Raw genomic sequence first — 16005 nt, forward strand, 5'->3', positions numbered from 1 at the left:
CATTCGCGGCTACTTCGCCGCCGCCACCCGCAGTACCTCCCGCACCTGCGCCACGATGTCCGACCGGTTCTTCACGAACACCGGATCCGTGATCTCCGTGGTGTTCGCCCGGTCGAACTCCAGCACCGGCGTGTGCAGATGGCCGCCCGGGACCGTCAGACCGAGCCGGTCGCGCAGCAGGGTCGCCCGGTAGGCGATCTCGTTGGAAAGGTAGTCGCCGCCGCCCCCGGCCCGCGCCGCCGAACCGGGCGTCGGCCCGTCCGGCCGCACCACGGGCCCGGCCCCGCCCGCCGGGACCTCCGTCACCGACGTGTTGTCGTACACCGGGAAGGGGCCCGTGCGCGCCGCGACGATCCGCGCGTACGGGAGGGACGTGCGCGTCCACTGGGGCTGCGAGGCGGGATCGGAGACGGGGACGGGGCCGGTCCGCCCGATGTTCAGGTTGTCGCCGAAGCCGCCCCGCCAGGCCCCGTTGAACCGTTCCACGTCGAAGCGGCCGGGGCGGCCCTGGCTGATCGTGGTGAACAGGTCGACGCCGCGCAGGTGCGGACGCAGCGCCCGCTCCACCTCGCCGTCCGCGAAGTCGTCCCAGCGCACCGGGAAGACGGCCGTCTCGACGCGGGCGAGCCGTCCGTCGGCGGTACGGATCACGGTGCCGTCCAGGGCGAGGGCGGTGGCCCCCGACGGATTGCCGATCCGGATGTCGCGGTCCAGCGTGAACGGGTCGAAGCCCGTCACCAGCACGCGCCGCAGCCCCTTCCCGGCGAAGCGAATGCTGTCCTGCCCGCGCGAGGTCCGTTCCAGCCGCTCCACGAGCCGGTCCCTGTCACGGTCGGACAGCCCGAACCCCGGTGCCCAGGCGCGCAGTTCACGCGTCATGGCCAACCGCGCCCAGTACAGCGGCCGGTCGTCGCCCCGGCTCAGGTCGCCGCCCGCCGGGCCCCGCCCCTGCGCCCGGTCCACGGCCCGCCGCCACACCTGCGCGCCGTGCCGGTCCACGACCTCCTGCGCCTCGCGGTACGTCGACGCCCCGGCCAGCGCCTTCACGAAGCGGGGCGCGACCGTGTCGAACCCGCTGCGGCGCAGGATCTCCTGCGGGGCCGCCCGCTCCAGCCGGGCCTCCTCGACCGTGGGAGCGGCGGCCGGAGCCGCCTGCGCACCGGCGGTCTGCGTACTGGTGGGCAGGGCCGCCGCCGTGCAGGCGAGGGCCGAGAGGAGAGCCAGCGTGAGAACGCCCCCGCCCGTACGTGTGCTGCGTCGCATCCCTCGTCCTTCCGTAGAGCCCCGAACCGGCGAGGCCCCAGTATCGGAGGGCGACGACCGTGACGGAAGGGGACCTTGGGGAAGACGGGTCGGCGCCGCGCCGCCGGACGGCCTCCTCGGCGTACGCCGGTGCCGGTGGCGCGAGGGGCCCGTGGTGCGCGGTGCCGGTGGCGCGAGGTACCGGTCCTCCGGCGTCCCGGCCGTCAGCCCGTGGGCCGCAGCAGGGTCAGGAAGTCCCGGAACGCCCCGGGCATGTCCACCGACTCGGGGTCCAGCAGCCACTGGTACTGCAACCCGTCCAGCACCGCCACCAGAAGCGGAGCAGCCTGCTCCGGCGTGAGCCCGCCCGCCAGCCGCTCCCCGTACTCCGCGCGCAGCGCCCCCGCCATGCCCGCGCGCACGAGCGCGTACCGCGCGGTGAAGAACTCCTTCGCCGGATGCCCGTCCGTGACGGACTCCCCGAGCAGCGCCGAGAAGGTCTGCACGATCCCCGGCCGCATCGCGTTGTAGTCCACCAGCGACGCCATCAGATCCAGCCGCCACGCCTCCGCGCTGAGCCCCACCCCGCCCGTGTCCCACTGGTCGCGCTCCTCCAGCACGGCCACCAGCAGCGCCTCCTTCGTCGGGAAGTAGTGCAGCAGCCCCTGCTGGGTGAGCCCCACCCGCTCGGCCACGGAGGCGAGCGACGCTCCCCGGTATCCCCGCTCGGCGATCACCTCGAAGGTGGCGCGGAGGATCTCCGCCCGCCTCTCCTCGCTCCTGGCCCTGGGCATCCCCGTACGTCCTTCCCCTGCGCGTTCCCTGTGATCTTGCTGGTCAGGACGGTACGCCATGTCCGAATCGCCCCACTCGGCGAACCTGAATCACGAAAAGATAACGAACCCTACCGGTCTACAGGTAATCGGAGTATCTATGGGGACAACAGCAGATCTCAATGAGGAGGTACGGCCGTGGCAGGCGAGCCCACCACCCGGAACACCCCCAGCGGCGCCGACGAGCGGCTCCGCGAGGACGTCGTCAGCGCCGCACTCGGCAAGCTCGACCTCGACGCCAAGGCCCGCCTCCTGGCGGGCCAGGACATGTGGTCCATCCCGGCCCTCCCCGAGATCGGCCTGAGTTCCCTCGTCTTCTCCGACGGCCCGATCGGCGTCCGGGGCGTCCGCTGGACCGCCGACGACCCCTCGATCGCTCTCCCCTCGCCGACCGCGCTGGCCGCCACCTGGGACCCGGAGCTGGCCCGCCGCGCCGGTCGTCTGCTCGCGCAGGAGGCCCGCCGCAAGAACGTCCACGTCCTCCTCGCCCCGACGGTCAACCTCCACCGCTCGCCGCTCGGCGGCCGCCACTTCGAGTGCTACTCCGAGGACCCGTACCTCACCGGGGCCATCGGCTCCGGCTACGTCAACGGCGTCCAGGACGGCGGCGTCGGCACCACGGTCAAGCACTTCGTCGGCAACGACGCCGAGACCGACCGCTTCACCGTCAACAACCTCATCGCCCCGCGCCCCCTGCGCGAGCTCTACCTCGCCCCCTTCGAGGCGATCGTCGAGAACGCCCACCCGTGGGGCATCATGTGCGCCTACAACTCCGTCAACGGCACCACCATGTCCGAACACCAGTACCTCCAGAACGAGGTGCTGCGCGGCGAGTGGGGCTTCGACGGCGCGATCGTCTCCGACTGGATGGCCGCCCGCTCCACCAAGGGCGACATCGAAGGCGGCCTGGACGTGGCCATGCCCGGCCCGCAGACCGTCTACGGCGAGGCGCTCGCCGGTGCGGTCCGCGCGGGCGAGGTCGAGGAATCCGTCGTCGACGAGTCCGTCCGCAACGTCCTGCGCCTCGCCGCCCGCGTCGGCATCCTCGACGGCGCCCCCGCCGTGGTCTCCTCGTCGGACCTCCCCGCCGAGATCGACGGCCAGGCCGTCGCCCGCGAGGTCGCCCACCGCGCCGTCGTCCTCGTCCGCAACGAGGCCGACGTCCTGCCCCTGGCCCCCAGCGGCACGGTGGCGCTCTCCGGCGCGGCCGCCCGCGACGCCCGCGTACTCGGCGGCGGTTCCGCGACCGTCTTCCCGGAGCGCGTCGTCTCCCCGCTCGACGGCCTGACCGGGGCCCTCCCCGCCGGGGCCCTCACCTTCTCCGTCGGCGCGGACCCGAGCGACGAGCTCGCCGTCGCCGACAAGGGCTTCGAGCTGCGCGCCGTCTGCCGCGACGCGTCCGGCGACGTCATCGGCGAGGGCTCCCTCCCCAACGGCCAGGTCCAGTGGATCGGCGACGACCTCCCGGCCGGGGTCACCCACGACAACCTCCACTCCATCGAGGTCACCGGCACCTTCACCCCCCGCGAGAGCGGCGAGCACGTCTTCGGCACCCGGGGCCTGGGCCGCTTCACCCTCGTCCTCGGCGGCGAGACCTGCTACGACGGCTTCCACGGCCCGCGCGAGGGCGCGGACCCCTTCGAGGCGTTCTTCGGCGCACCGGAGGAGCGCGGCCGCACACACCTCACCGAGGGACAGCCGGTGACGGTCTCCCTCACCCACGTCGTCCAGAAGAACACCGGCTCGCCCCTCACCGCCGTGATGTTCTCCCTCACCCACCTCTCGCCGCAGCGCGACGCGGACGAACTGATCGCGGAGGCCGTCGAGGCCGCCCGGGGGGCCGGCACGGCGGTCGTCGTGGTCGCCACCACGGACCGCGTGGAGTCCGAGGGCTTCGACCGCACCGACCTCGAACTCCCGGGCCGCCAGAACGACTTGGTCCGCGCGGTCGCAGCCGTCAACCCCCGTACGGTCGTCGTCGTCAACTCCGGCTCCCCGGTCGAGATGCCGTGGCGCGACGAGGTCGCGGCGATCCTCCTCACCTGGTTCCCCGGCCAGGAGGGCGGCGCGGCACTCGCCGACGTGCTCCTCGGCGCCCAGGAGCCGGGCGGCCGCCTCCCCACCACCTGGCCGGTGTCCTTCTCCGACGTCCCCGTCACGCAGGTCGCCCCGTCCTCCGGCGAACTCGCCTACTCCGAAGGCGTCTTCATCGGCTACCGGGCCTGGGAGAAGGAGGGCGTCACCCCCGCCTACCCCTTCGGTCACGGCCTCGGCTACACCACCTGGTCCTACGAGTCGGTCACCGTCCTGGGCACCACCGCCACGGTCCGCGTCCGCAACACGGGCACGCGCGCCGGACGCGAGGTCGTCCAGGCGTACGTCGCCCCGGTCGCGGACCCGGTCGAGCGCCCGGCCCGCTGGCTCGCCGCCTTCGCGAGCGTGACGGCCGCCGCGGGGGAGACCGTCGAGGTCACCCTCGACCTCCCCCGCCGCACCTTCGAGATCTGGGACGAGTCGGCGAGCGCGTGGACGCTGATCGAGGGCGCGTACGAGGTGGAAGTCGGCCGCTCCCTCGCGGACCGCCGAGTGAGCGCCGCACTCCAGGTCTGACGGGACGGGGGCTGGGGGAGGCCGCGGAGCATGCCTCCAGGGGTGCGGGGAACTGCGCGCCCAGCCCCCACCCACCCGCACATGCGAACCCCAAGCCCCCCACCGCCCCGCACCGATCACCGAACCTCGGTGACCCCCCGGTACGCCATCTCCGCCAACCGCCCCTGCCCGTCCACACTCGGATGGAACCAGTCCCACGGGCTCAACTGCGCCCCGCCAAAGGCGTAGTTGAACACCGCACCCCCGTCATACCGGCACTTCGCATCCCGCCCGCACACCTCCCCCAGCACGGAGTTGTACGCCACCACCCGCCCCCTCACCGCATCCCGCCTGGCCACCGCCGCCGCGTCCATCACCTCCGCATCGCCCAGCATCGACGGACAGATCCCCAGCTTCCACACCTGCGTGCCGAGCGGATTCCCCCGCCCCTGCGACCACAGCCGCTTCAGATCGGGCACGCTCGCCACGTACACCTGCGTCTTCGGCAGGGCCTTCCGCAGCTCCCGCAGCGCACGCTCGAACGAAGCCCGGAAGTCCCCGACCGACGTCATCTGCTCCACCGAGCTGCGGCACGCGTCATTGGCACCCGTCATCACGGTCACCAGCTCCGGCCGGTGCTCCGCCGCCCGTTCCATCTGACGTGGCAGGTCAGAGATCCGGGACCCCGTTACCGCCAGGTTCCAGCTCCGCTCCGCAGCCCCCTTCGCCCCCAGCAGCCGCACCGCCAGGCTGTTCACGGAGGTCTGCGTACCGGTCGCCCAGGACGCCTCGGGACAGTCCGCCAGGACCGAACACGCGTCGAACCCCCGTGTTATCGAATCGCCGACGGCAACGAGCGAGGACGGCGACCGGTCCCACGTGGGAGTGGGTTTCGGGGTCGGCTTCGTCCCGGCCCGCGAAGAGGCCCCGCCGGACGCCCCGCCCGAGCCCTCCGAACCCCCCGAGCACCCGACGGCCAGTGCGAGAACCAGCCCCAGCGCCCCCGCCCCGACTCCGGCACGCAGCCGCCGCGCAGGTCCGGCAGGTCCGTTGCGACCGTTCTCCCGCATGTCCGACTTCCCTCCGCGTCCTGGCCGCCCACTGCGTCGGCACCTCGCCCCTTCGGCGCTCCGAAGCGGAAAGTCCCGGAATCCAGCGACAAACCCGGTATTCTCCCCGCCCCCGGACCGACAGTACGTCACACCCCGGCGTGCGCCGCACGGTAGCTTTTCCCCACCGGCCGACGGCAGGACACCGCACGCGAGCCACCTGCCCCACCCCTCAGTCCCACCCGCGATGCCCCACCCGCGATGCCCCACCCCATCGGCACCGGTAAATTACATGACGTCACATACTGTCCCTTTTCAGGAGATTCCCTCCCGATGCTGTTTACTGTTGACAACCTCGGGAGCCGGCCAGGCGCGTCACCTCGACCGCAGGGCGCAGGGAGTACGAGGCCGCAGGTGTTGGCGAACCTCGACGCACACAGCAGGAGGTCCCGGTGACGACACGTGGAGTTCTCTACGTCCACTCCGCACCGCGCGCGATGTGCCCCCACGTCGAATGGGCGGTGGGTTCCGTACTCGGTGTGCGTGTCGGACTCGACTGGATCAGGCAGCCGGCGGCGCCCGGCACCTGGAGATCCGAATTCTCCTGGCAGGGCAAGGCGGGCACGGCCTCCAAGCTGGCCTCCGCCCTGCGCGGCTGGGACATGCTCCGCTTCGAGGTGACCGCGGAGCCCTGCCCCACCGCCGAGGGCGAGCGCTACAGCTCCACCCCGGCGCTCGGCATCTTCCACGCCGTCACCGGCATGCACGGCGACATCCTCATCCCGGAGGACCGGCTGCGCGCCGCCCTGGCCCGCTCGGTGCGCGGCGAGAGCGAGTTGGAGGCCGAGATCACCAGACTCCTCGGCAAGCCCTGGGACGACGAGCTGGAACCCTTCCGCTACGCGGGCGAGGGAGCCCCCGTCCGCTGGCTCCACCAGGTCGTCTGACCGTACTGCCGGACCCCGGAGACCGTCCCGTTCACGATCGGTATAGATTCCGCCCACAGTCGACCAGTTGAACGGTCGTTTACCTGTGGGGGGTAAGAAGTGCGAGCGAGTTGGGTGGTCACAGGGGCCACCGTCGTTCTCTCGGGGGGCCTGATAGGCGCCGCGATCATGTTTCACCGCGAGGACTCCCGGCTGGAGCGCATCGAGGGCGTCTGCCGGGACGACAACTGTCTTCCCGGGTCCTCGGCCGTCGACGGCTGGGCCCACACCTTCACGGTCTTGGGGGCCATCGCGCTGCTGATCACCGTGCTGGTCTTCATCGGCCACGTGGTGGGCCAGCCGCCCAAGGACAAGGACGGCAAACCCACCGGCCCCTCCCCGCACCGCACGAGGGCCTGGTGGGCCGTCCCGCTGGCCCTGGTGGGCATCGGCGCCGGCCTCCTGCCCGCAGGGGCCTGGGCGTCCTCGCTGCCCGGCAAGGCGCACACCCTCGCCTGGTCCCTCCCGTACGAGAACACCGGGCCAAAGAACGGCGGCAGCGGGTACGGCTCCCGCTCCGTGTGGACCTTCCCGGCGGGCGGCAACCTGGTCCGGGCCACCCCGGACACCATCACCTCGCACTCCCTCGCCGACGGCCGCCGGACGTGGAGCGTCCCCGCACCGGTCCGGCGCACGATCTGCGGCACCGACACCCGTACCGCCGGGGACGTCGCCCTCGTCGGCTACGCCCGCTTCGACGCGCCGTGCGCCGAACTCACCGCACTCGACCTCGTCACCGGCAGGACCCGCTGGCAGCAGAAGCTCCAGTACGACACGTACGACTCCTCCGCCACGTACGGCACCTTCGCCCTGGCGGGACGTACCGCCGTCGCCGCCGAGACGGAGCGGCTGCGTGCCTTCGACGCCGCCACCGGCAAGCGGGCCTGGACGCGGAAGCTGGCGAAGGGGTGCCGGACCGTCACGCTGGACGCCTCGGCGGACCGGATCCACGCGGTGGAGGAGTGCCGCAAGGGCCACGGCACCGAGGCGGTGACCTCCCGGCTCCTCACCCTCGACGCCGCCACCGGCAAGCAGCTTTGGCGCAGCGCCCTGCCCGTGGAGTCCCGTGCGCTGACCGCCTACTTCACCTCCGTCGCACCGCTGGTGCTGCGCATCAAGGAGATGGACGAGCGCGGAGTCGACGCCTTCCTCGCGTACGACGACCAGGGGCGCGCCCGCGCCACCCTGCCGGTGTCCCGCCAGGCCACCGGCAACGGCAACGCCAACGCCAACGCCATCATCGGGATGCCCGAACAGGCCCGGGTGGTCGGCGACCGGCTGATCACCGGGGTGATCACCCCGGGGGACACCAGCGTGCGCTGGGTCGGCGCGTTCTCCCTGGGCAACGGCGAACGCCAGTGGCTCAAGCGGCTCCCCGATACGGCGAAGGGCCTGCTCACCGGCGCCGACGGCCGGCTGACGGTCCTGATGAACACCTCGTACACGACCCATCTGGTCTCCTACGACCTGCGCAACGGGCGCAGGACCGCACCGCCCCTCGCGGTCCTCGGGTCGAACGTCCCGGACCCGTCCGCGATGACGCTGTACCAGGGGCCGGGCAACACCGTGGTCGTCGCCAACGAGGACGACGCGGCCGGCACCTACCGCAGCAGCAGCGACGTGCCCGACTCGCCGCTGTTCGCGATCCGCTGACGGTACGGCTGAGGCCCGCCTCCCGGGCGTTCCCGGGGGCGGGCCTCACTCACGTACGTACGAGAACCGGTCAGACCGTACGGAACGCCAGCACCACGTTGTGGCCGCCGAAGCCGAACGAGTTGTTGAGCGCGGCGATCGTGCCCTCGGCCGGAAGCGCGCGCGGCTTGTCGCGGACGATGTCCGCCTCCGCCGCCTCCGGGTCGAGCTCGTCGACGTTGATGGTCGGCGGGGCCGTGCGGTGGTACAGGGCGAGGACGGTCGCGACCGTCTCGATGCCGCCCGCGCCGCCCAGGAGGTGACCGGTCATGGACTTCGTGGCGGAGACCGCTACGTGGTCCAGGTCGTCGCCCAGCACCTTGCGCAGTGCCTTGATCTCGGCGACGTCGCCCTGCGGGGTGGACGTCGCGTGCGCGTTGAGGTGCACGATCTCGGACGGGGCGAGGCCCGTCGCGTCGAGCAGCTGCTGGAGGGCGGCGGCGATGCCCCGGCCCGTCGGCTCGGGCTGTGCGATGTGGTGGGCGTCCGAGGACAGGCCCTGGCCGACGGCCTCGCAGTAGACCTTCGCGCCGCGCTGGGCGGCGTGCTCCGCCGACTCCAGGATCACGATGCCCGCGCCCTCGCCGAGGACGAAGCCGTCGCGGGCGGTGTCGTAGGGGCGCGATGCCTTCTCGGGCTCGTCGTTGTTCTTCGACATCGCCATCATGTTGGCGAAGGCGGCGATCGGAAGCGGGTGGATCGTGGCTTCCGTACCACCGGCGATGACGACGTCGGCGCGGCCGGAGCGGATCATCTCGATCGCGTAGCCGACCGCCTCGGCACCCGACGCGCACGCGCTGACCACGGAGTGCACGCCCGCCCGGGCGCCCAGCTCTAGGCCGACGTTGGCCGAGGGGCCGTTCGGCATGAGCATGGGAACGGTGTGCGGGGAGACGCGGCGTACGCCCTTCTCCTTCAGCACGTCGTACTGGTCGAGCAGGGTGGTGATGCCGCCGATGCCCGACGAGATCACGGTGCCCAGGCGCTCGGGGGCGATCTGCTCGTCCTCACCGGCCTTGGCGGTGAAGCCCGCGTCGGCCCACGCCTCGCGCGCCGCGATGATCGCGAACTGCGCGGAGCGGTCCAGCTTGCGGGCCAGCGGGCGGGGCAGGACCTCGGACGGGTCCACCGCCGCCTGCGCGGCGATGCGTACGGGAAGCTCGGCGAAGCGCTCGCCCTCCAGGGGGCTGACGCCCGAGCGTCCGGCCAGCAGACCTTCCCAGGTCGATGCGGCGTCGCCACCCAGCGGTGTTGTTGCGCCGATACCGGTGACGACCACGGTGCGATTGGTCGGGCTCACAGGAATTCTTTCTCCACGTGTAGAGGGGGAATCTTTACGGCGCCACCGCCGGGTGGCGAGTGCAGCGCTCCAGGCGGGCAGCCCCGGTGAAATGGGCGACCCGGTCCTGGCTACCGGCTTGATCAGGCTTCCTGGTGCTCCAGGATGTACTTCGCGGCGTCGCCGACCGTCTTGAGGTTCTTGACGTCCTCGTCGGGGATCTTCACGTCGAAGCGCTCTTCGGCGGCGACGACGACCTCGACCATGGACAGCGAGTCGACGTCCAGGTCGTCGGTGAAGGACTTGTCCAGCTGGACGTCCTCGACGGGGATACCGGCGATCTCGTTGACGATCTCGGCGAGACCCTTGACGATTTCTTCCTGCGTGGCGGCCATGACGGCGCTCCTTCGGTTAAGTGTGATTCAGGTGGTACGGAGGGTGCGGGCGGTATCGGGTGGAAACCCGAAATCGCCCTAGGGGAGGGTAACGACAGTCGCGGCGTACACGAGACCCGCCCCGAAGCCGATGACCAGGGCGGTGTCCCCGCTCTTGGCCTGCCCGGTGGCCAGAAGCCGCTCCATCGCGAGCGGGATCGAGGCCGCCGAGGTGTTGCCGGTGGTCTCGATGTCACGGGCGACCGTGACGTGCTCCGGCAGCTTGAGAGTCTTCACCATCGAGTCGATGATCCGCATGTTGGCCTGGTGCGGGATGAAGACGTCCAGGTCGTCCGGGGAGATCCCGGCCGCGTCCAGCGCCTGCTGGGCGACCTTGGCCATCTCGAAGACGGCCCAGCGGAACACCGCCTGGCCCTCCTGCGTGATGGCCGGGAACTTGACCTCGCCCCGGCTGTCCACGGGCAGCTGCGAACTCTCGCCCGACCGGAACTCGTCCCAGGCGACCGTCTGCTTGATCGTCTCGGACTTGTCGCCCTCGGAACCCCACACGGTCGGGCCGATGTGCGGCTCGTCGGAGGGGCCCACCACGACCGCGCCCGCGCCGTCGCCGAACAGGAAGGCCGTCGCACGGTCCTCCAGGTCGGTGAGGTCGCTGAGCCGCTCCACGCCGATGACGAGTACGTACTCCGCCGAACCCTCCACCACCATGCCCTTGGCGAGGGTCAGGCCGTAGCCGAAGCCCGCGCAACCGGCCGAGATGTCGAACGCGGCGGGCTTCCCCGCCCCGATCCGGTCGGCGATCTCGGTCGCGACGGCCGGGGTCTGCTTGAAGTGCGAGACCGTCGAGACGATGACGCCGCCGATCTGCTCGGGGCTGATCCCGGCGTCGGCGATGGCCTTGCCGGACGCCTCGACCGACATCATCGCCACGGTCTCCTTGTCGGAGGCCCAGTGACGGGTGGCGATGCCGGACCGCGAACGGATCCACTCGTCGGACGAGTCGATGCGCTCCAGGATGACCTCGTTGGGCACCACTCGGGTCGGACGGTAGCCGCCGACACCGAGGATGCGCGCGTACGGAGCGCCCTTGCTGGGCTTGATCTTCGCCATGTGCCAGCTCCTTACGCGCTCGCGTGCTCGGCGAGGAGCGCGCGGGCAGCGTCGAGGTCGTCGGGGGTCTTGAGCGCGAGAGGCTTCACACCCGGCAGGGCGCGCTTGGCCAGCCCGACCAGCGTGCCGCCGGGGCAGACCTCGATCATCGCGGTCGCGCCCAGCGTCTGGAAGGTCTCCATGCACAGGTCCCAGCGGACCGGGTTGGAGACCTGGCTCACCAGGCGCGAGACGACCTCGGAGCCGCTGGCGACCTGCTGGCCGTCGGCGTTCGAGACGTACGTCAGGGAGGGGTCGGACACGTCGAGGTCCTGGGCGGCCTTGCCCAGCTCCGCGACGGCCGGAGCCATGTGCTCGGTGTGGAAGGCGCCCGCCACCTTCAGGGCGACGACCCGGCGTACGCCCTCCGGCTTGTCGGCGTCCAGCGCCGCGAGCTGTTCGACGGTGCCCGCGGCGACGATCTGGCCCGCGCCGTTCACGTTCGCCGGGGTCAGCCCGAGCTTCTTCAGGTGCGGGACGGTCACCTCGGGGTCGCCGCCCAGCAGGGCCGCCATCCCGGTCTCGGTGACGGCTGCGGCCTGCGCCATGCCGAGCCCGCGCGTCCGTACGAAACGCAGCGCGGCCTCGTCGGCGAGCACACCGGCGAACACGGCGGCGGTGATCTCACCGACGCTGTGTCCGGCGACCGCGCCGACCGAGGAGATGTCGCCGAGCGCGGACGCCGAGAGCAGACCGGCGGCGACCAGCAGCGGCTGGGCCACGGCGGTGTCACGGATGGCGTCGGCGTCGGCCTTCGTGCCGTAGTGGACGAGGTCGAGCCCGATGGCGTCGGACCAGGCCGCGATGCGGTCGGCCGCACCGGGGAGGTCGAGCCAGGGAGTCAGGAAGCCGGGCGTCTGAGCGCCTTGGCCGGGAGCGACGAGTACGAGCACCCTCACACTCTCTCTTGTGGGCGGCGTCTTCTGCCCGTGGGGACTGGGACGAAGAACCGACAGGGGAATTGTCTATATCCAACAAAAGTCTAGGACGGCGAGTCTCCGTCGGCCAGACGCCCCAGGATCAGGGCGATACGGAGCGTAAAGGCCGAGCGGACGTCGGACGGGGACCAGCCGGTGACGTCTGTCACACGTCGGAGCCGGTAGCGCACGGTGTTGGGGTGCACGAACAGCATCCGTGCGGCCCCTTCGAGACTGCTTGCCTGCTCCAAGTACACGCTCAGCGTCTCCAGCAGAGCCGACCCGGCCTCTTCGAGCGGTCTGTAGATCTCCTCCACCAACTGCTCTCGCGCGCCACGGTCGGAGGCGATCGCGCGTTCCGGCAGGAGATCGTCCGCCAGAACGGGCCGGGGAGCGTCCTGCCACGCCGTGCACGCCTTCAGTCCGGCGGCCGCCGCCTGCGCGGAACGGGTGGCCGCCAGGAGGTCCGGCACGACGGGACCCGCGACCACGGGCCCGGCCGCGTACGGCCCGATCAGAGCCTTCGCGACCTGCAACGGATTGTCGCTGCCGCCCGCGATGACGACGAGCCGCGACCCGAGCACCCCGGTCAGCACCTGGAGCTTGGCGTGCCGGGCGGCCCGCCGGATGGCCTCCACGGTCAGCTCGGAGTCCCCGTCGGGGGCGGTCCCCAGCACCACGCACACGTGCTCCGGGGAGTTCCACCCCAGCGCGGCGGCCCGGGACACGGCCCCCTCGTCGGCCTCGCCGGACAGCACGGCGTTCACGACGAGGGACTCCAGCCTGGCGTCCCACGCGCCGCGCGCCTCGGCGGCCTGCGCGTACACCTGGGCGGTCGCGAAGGCGATCTCCCGGGCGTACACCAGGAGCGCCTCGCGCAGCACGGACTCGTCACCCGGGGCGGCGACCTCCTCGATCGCCGACTCCATGACCTCGATGGTCGTACGGACCATCTCCACGGTCTGGCGCAGCGTGATCGCCCGGGTCAGCTCGCGCGGAGCCGTCCCGAACACGTCGGTCGAGATCGCCTGCGGGGTCTCGGGGTGCCGGAACCACTCCGTGAAGGCGGCGATGCCGGCCTGCGCGACCAGACCGATCCACGACCGGTTCTCGGGAGGCATCGCCCGGTACCAGGGCAGCGTCTCGTCCATGCGCGCGATGGCGCTCGCGGCGAGGGAGCCCGAGGACTGCTCCAGCCGCTTGAGCGTCGCGGAGTGCGGGTGGGCGTCGTAGACGTCGTTCGCCGCGGCCGCTTCGGCTTCTGCTTCGGCTGCGGCGCTGGCCTGCTGCGCTTCGGGATCGGATCGGGGCACGGGGACAAGACTGCCTTATCCGGCGGTGGGCGTGGTCTACCGGCCCCGGACGGGCTTCCGTGATAGGGCGCGGGGGCTTCGCCACGGCCCTAGGCTGGCTCCTGTGATTTCCGTACGACGCTCCGCGGACCGCTACCAGGGCGGCGACCCGGCAGCCGGGATCGAGTCCCTGCACGCCTTCTCCTTCGGGCACTTCTACGACCCCGACAACCTGCGCTTCGGCCCCGTCCTCGCCTGCAACGAGGAACGCCTCGCCCCCGGCGCGGGCTTCGACGAACACCCGCACAGTCACACCGAGATCATCACCTGGGTGGTCGAGGGCGAGCTCACCCACCTCGACTCCACCGGCCGCGCCACCGTCGTGCGGGCCGGGGACGTGCAGCACCTCAGCGCGGCGGACGGGGTGCGGCACGTCGAGCGCAACGCGGGCCCCGATCCGCTGGTCTTCGTCCAGATGTGGCTGGCCCCGCTGGCGCCGGGCGGCGACCCGGCGTACCGGCTGGTGCGCTCCGGCTCCGCCGCCCCGTACGAGGTGACGGCGGCGGGCGCGGTGCTGGTGGTGCGGCGGCTGGGCGAGGGCGGGCGGGCGGGCGTGCCGGACACCGCGTACGTCCATGTCGTACGCGGTGAAGTGGCGCTCGGGGGCGAGCGGTTGGCGGCGGGGGACTCGGCGCGGATCGGTGGAGAGCCGGGGCTCGAACTGGTGGCGGCGAGCCGCGCCGAGGTGCTGGTGTGGGGGTTCGGCGGACCTCAGTAGCCGGAGCCGGAGGGCTGTTCCGCGTTGCGCCAGAGGGTGAGGTCGAGGGTGACGTAGTCGCTGGGGTCGGAGGGGGACGAGCGGCCCCTGAAGGTGACCAGCGCGATGTGGCCGGACTCGGTGTGCACGCAGAGCTGGGAGCCCGGGGAGACCTGGCTGAGGGTGAGGCGCTCGGTGAAGCGGGTCTCCTCGCGGCAGGTCTTCAGCGAACCCTTCTGGGAGTTGTTCAGCACGGAGACCTTCTTGCCGTTGCTGCCCAGGTAGTGCTCGTCGCTCCAGTAGTAGAAGTCGGCGTCGTCCTCGTAGGCGGCGTCGCCCGAGTGGATGGGCCTGGGCGGGGAGTCGGCGAAGCGGACGTAGTAGTCGTTGGTGAGGTTCACGCGCTTGTACGTGACCGGCTTGGGGTCGGGGCGGGGCGTGCCACTGCCCCTGGACCCGCCGGACCCACTGCCTCCGGTGCTGCTCCGCTGCACGTCGTCGGCCACGTTGGCGATGAACGCCATGCAGCCGCCGACGGGGAGGAGCACGGCGGCGATGACGATGAGCGCGAGGACGCCGCCGCTCATCTTCTTCTTGGGCGGGGGCGGCGTCCAGGACGGCTGGGGCTGCATGGGGTACGGGGCCGCGTGCAGGCTGTGCTGGGGGGTGGTGGGGTATGGAGCGGGCGTCCCGGGATGTGTGGGCTGGGAGGGGTACGGAGGCTGGGCGGGGGGAGTGGAGGCGCTGGGGGCGGCGGTGACGGTGGGGGCGTGCGGGAGGCCGGGGGCGGGGCTGGGGGCGGGGCTGGGGGTGGCGTCGTGCGTGCCGTCGTGCGTGGCGTCCCCGGGGGCGGGCACCCGCGTCCGCATCGCCGCCCATGCCTCGGTGCGGCGGTGGATGTCCGCCTCCATCGGCTCCGGCAGCCAACTGCCCTGCTGGCTCAGCGGAGTCGGGGACGCTGCCCGGCACAGGTCGATGATCTCGGCCGGGCCGGGGCGGTCGGCGGGGTCCTTAGCGAGGCAGCGGGCGAGGAAGCCCAACTCCTGTGGCAGGCCCGTCAGATCGGGTTCCTCGTGCACGATCCGGTACAGGACCGCATGCGAATTGCCCTCCCCGTAGGCCGAGTTGCCGAGCGCCGCGTACACGCCGACCTGACCGAGGGCGAACACGTCCGAGGCCGGGCCGACCTCCTTGCCCGCCGCCTGCTCGGGCGACATGAAGGCGGGCGTGCCGATGGTGATGCCGGTCCCGGTGAGGGCGGTCGCGTCGGCGGCCCGCGCGATGCCGAAGTCGATGACGCGCGGCCCGTCCGAGGCGAGCAGCACGTTCGCGGGCTTCAGGTCGCGGTGCACGATCCCGGCCGCGTGGATCACCTTCAGCGCCTCCGCCATCCCGGCGATCAGCCGCAGCACGGTCGGGACGGGGAACCTGCCGTGCTCGGTGACCGCCACCGCGAGGGAAGGCCCGGCGACGTACGCCGTCGCCAGCCACGGCCGCTCGCCCTCGGTGTCGAAGTCGATGACGGGCGCGGTGTACAGCCCCTGCACCCGCTGCGCCGCCTGCACCTCGGACCTGAACCGCTGCCGGAACCCGGGGTCGTCGCCGAGTTCCGGCCGGATGACCTTCACCGCGAGGGGGTGCCCGCCGGGCGTGTACGTCAGGTACACCTGCCCCATGCCGCCCGCCCCGAGCCGGGCCGCGATGCGATAACTCGCGATCGTACGGGGGTCGTTGTCCGCCAACGGGTGGAACTGCCCGCCCGTGCTTCCCTCGTGCATCAACTTTCCCACCCGTCGAACCGAGCCGCTGTCGTCGGGTGGGAGGG

The 16005-nt window shown here is 72.0% G+C and carries 13 protein-coding genes; 4 read left to right on the forward strand and 9 right to left on the reverse strand.

Features of this window, described 5'->3' with window-relative positions:
- Positions 1-9 precede the first annotated feature (9 nt).
- Together OG897_RS08015 and OG897_RS08020 are read right to left on the reverse strand one after the other, a co-directional pair.
- The gene (locus tag OG897_RS08015; protein WP_266654229.1) at positions 10-1263 is read right to left on the reverse strand and encodes a pyroglutamyl peptidase; all 1254 of its coding nucleotides are present in this window, start codon (positions 1261-1263) and stop codon (positions 10-12) included.
- Positions 1264-1466: 203 nt separating this feature from the next.
- Complete coding sequence (locus OG897_RS08020) at positions 1467-2036, reverse strand: TetR/AcrR family transcriptional regulator (protein WP_266654231.1); 570 nt, start codon at positions 2034-2036, stop codon at positions 1467-1469.
- A gap of 177 nt (positions 2037-2213) precedes the next feature.
- On the opposite strand from OG897_RS08020, the gene OG897_RS08025 reads away from it, so the two are divergent.
- A complete protein-coding gene (locus OG897_RS08025) occupies positions 2214-4685 on the forward strand; it encodes a beta-glucosidase (RefSeq protein WP_266654233.1) in 2472 nt (823 codons plus the stop codon).
- Positions 4686-4801: 116 nt separating this feature from the next.
- Here the strand turns inward: OG897_RS08025 and OG897_RS08030 are convergent, their stop codons facing one another.
- Positions 4802-5734, reverse strand: coding sequence for an SGNH/GDSL hydrolase family protein (locus OG897_RS08030; RefSeq protein WP_266654235.1), 933 nt, complete (start codon positions 5732-5734; stop codon positions 4802-4804).
- Positions 5735-6165: 431 nt separating this feature from the next.
- Here OG897_RS08030 and OG897_RS08035 point away from each other — a divergent pair, with 431 nt between their 5' ends.
- Entirely contained in the window at positions 6166-6660 is a 495-nt protein-coding gene (locus OG897_RS08035; protein WP_266654237.1) for a DUF3145 domain-containing protein, read from the forward strand.
- 168 nt (positions 6661-6828) lie between these two features.
- Positions 6829-8352 carry a PQQ-binding-like beta-propeller repeat protein gene (locus tag OG897_RS08040; RefSeq protein WP_266654239.1) on the forward strand — a complete coding sequence of 508 codons (1524 nt, stop codon included), beginning with the start codon at positions 6829-6831 and terminating at the stop codon, positions 8350-8352.
- Positions 8353-8422: 70 nt separating this feature from the next.
- Here the strand turns inward: OG897_RS08040 and fabF are convergent, their stop codons facing one another.
- The 5 genes from fabF to fasR all read right to left on the reverse strand — a co-directional run bounded on the left by fabF (position 8423) and on the right by fasR (position 13327).
- Entirely contained in the window at positions 8423-9691 is a 1269-nt protein-coding gene (gene fabF, locus OG897_RS08045; RefSeq protein ID WP_266654241.1) for a beta-ketoacyl-ACP synthase II, read from the reverse strand.
- A 122-nt stretch (positions 9692-9813) separates the two neighbouring features.
- A complete protein-coding gene (locus tag OG897_RS08050) occupies positions 9814-10065 on the reverse strand; it encodes an acyl carrier protein (RefSeq protein ID WP_266654243.1) in 252 nt (83 codons plus the stop codon).
- A 78-nt stretch (positions 10066-10143) separates the two neighbouring features.
- The gene (locus OG897_RS08055; protein WP_266654246.1) at positions 10144-11175 is read right to left on the reverse strand and encodes a ketoacyl-ACP synthase III; all 1032 of its coding nucleotides are present in this window, start codon (positions 11173-11175) and stop codon (positions 10144-10146) included.
- 11 nt (positions 11176-11186) lie between these two features.
- The gene (locus OG897_RS08060) at positions 11187-12107 is read right to left on the reverse strand and encodes an ACP S-malonyltransferase (protein WP_266654248.1); all 921 of its coding nucleotides are present in this window, start codon (positions 12105-12107) and stop codon (positions 11187-11189) included.
- A gap of 89 nt (positions 12108-12196) precedes the next feature.
- Positions 12197-13327, reverse strand: a complete 1131-nt coding sequence (fasR, locus tag OG897_RS08065) for a fatty acid biosynthesis transcriptional regulator FasR (protein WP_266656667.1) — start codon at positions 13325-13327, stop codon at positions 12197-12199.
- Between the two features lie 220 nt (positions 13328-13547).
- On the opposite strand from fasR, the gene OG897_RS08070 reads away from it, so the two are divergent.
- Positions 13548-14201, forward strand: a complete 654-nt coding sequence (locus OG897_RS08070; RefSeq protein ID WP_266654250.1) for a pirin family protein — start codon at positions 13548-13550, stop codon at positions 14199-14201.
- On the opposite strand, the gene OG897_RS08075 is transcribed toward OG897_RS08070, so the two are convergent.
- The gene (locus tag OG897_RS08075) at positions 14195-15958 is read right to left on the reverse strand and encodes a serine/threonine protein kinase (RefSeq protein ID WP_266654252.1); all 1764 of its coding nucleotides are present in this window, start codon (positions 15956-15958) and stop codon (positions 14195-14197) included. The two genes, OG897_RS08070 and OG897_RS08075, sit on opposite strands and share 7 nt — an antisense overlap.
- Between the last annotated feature and the right edge of the window lie 47 nt (positions 15959-16005).

It is taken from the genome of Streptomyces sp. NBC_00237 (genome assembly GCF_026342435.1).
In the GTDB taxonomy this organism is placed as follows: domain Bacteria; phylum Actinomycetota; class Actinomycetes; order Streptomycetales; family Streptomycetaceae; genus Streptomyces.

What these genes read in the sequence shown, in the direction of transcription:
- OG897_RS08015 (WP_266654229.1), bottom strand. Translation starts at nt 1,263, where the DNA reads ATGCGACGCAGCACACGTACGGGCGGGGGCGTTCTCACGCTGGCTCTC.
- OG897_RS08020 (WP_266654231.1), bottom strand. Translation starts at nt 2,036, where the DNA reads ATGCCCAGGGCCAGGAGCGAGGAGAGGCGGGCGGAGATCCTCCGCGCC.
- OG897_RS08030 (WP_266654235.1), bottom strand. Translation starts at nt 5,734, where the DNA reads ATGCGGGAGAACGGTCGCAACGGACCTGCCGGACCTGCGCGGCGGCTG.
- OG897_RS08040 (WP_266654239.1), top strand. Translation starts at nt 6,829, where the DNA reads ATGTTTCACCGCGAGGACTCCCGGCTGGAGCGCATCGAGGGCGTCTGC.
- OG897_RS08050 (WP_266654243.1), bottom strand. Translation starts at nt 10,065, where the DNA reads ATGGCCGCCACGCAGGAAGAAATCGTCAAGGGTCTCGCCGAGATCGTC.
- OG897_RS08055 (WP_266654246.1), bottom strand. Translation starts at nt 11,175, where the DNA reads ATGGCGAAGATCAAGCCCAGCAAGGGCGCTCCGTACGCGCGCATCCTC.
- OG897_RS08075 (WP_266654252.1), bottom strand. Translation starts at nt 15,958, where the DNA reads ATGCACGAGGGAAGCACGGGCGGGCAGTTCCACCCGTTGGCGGACAAC.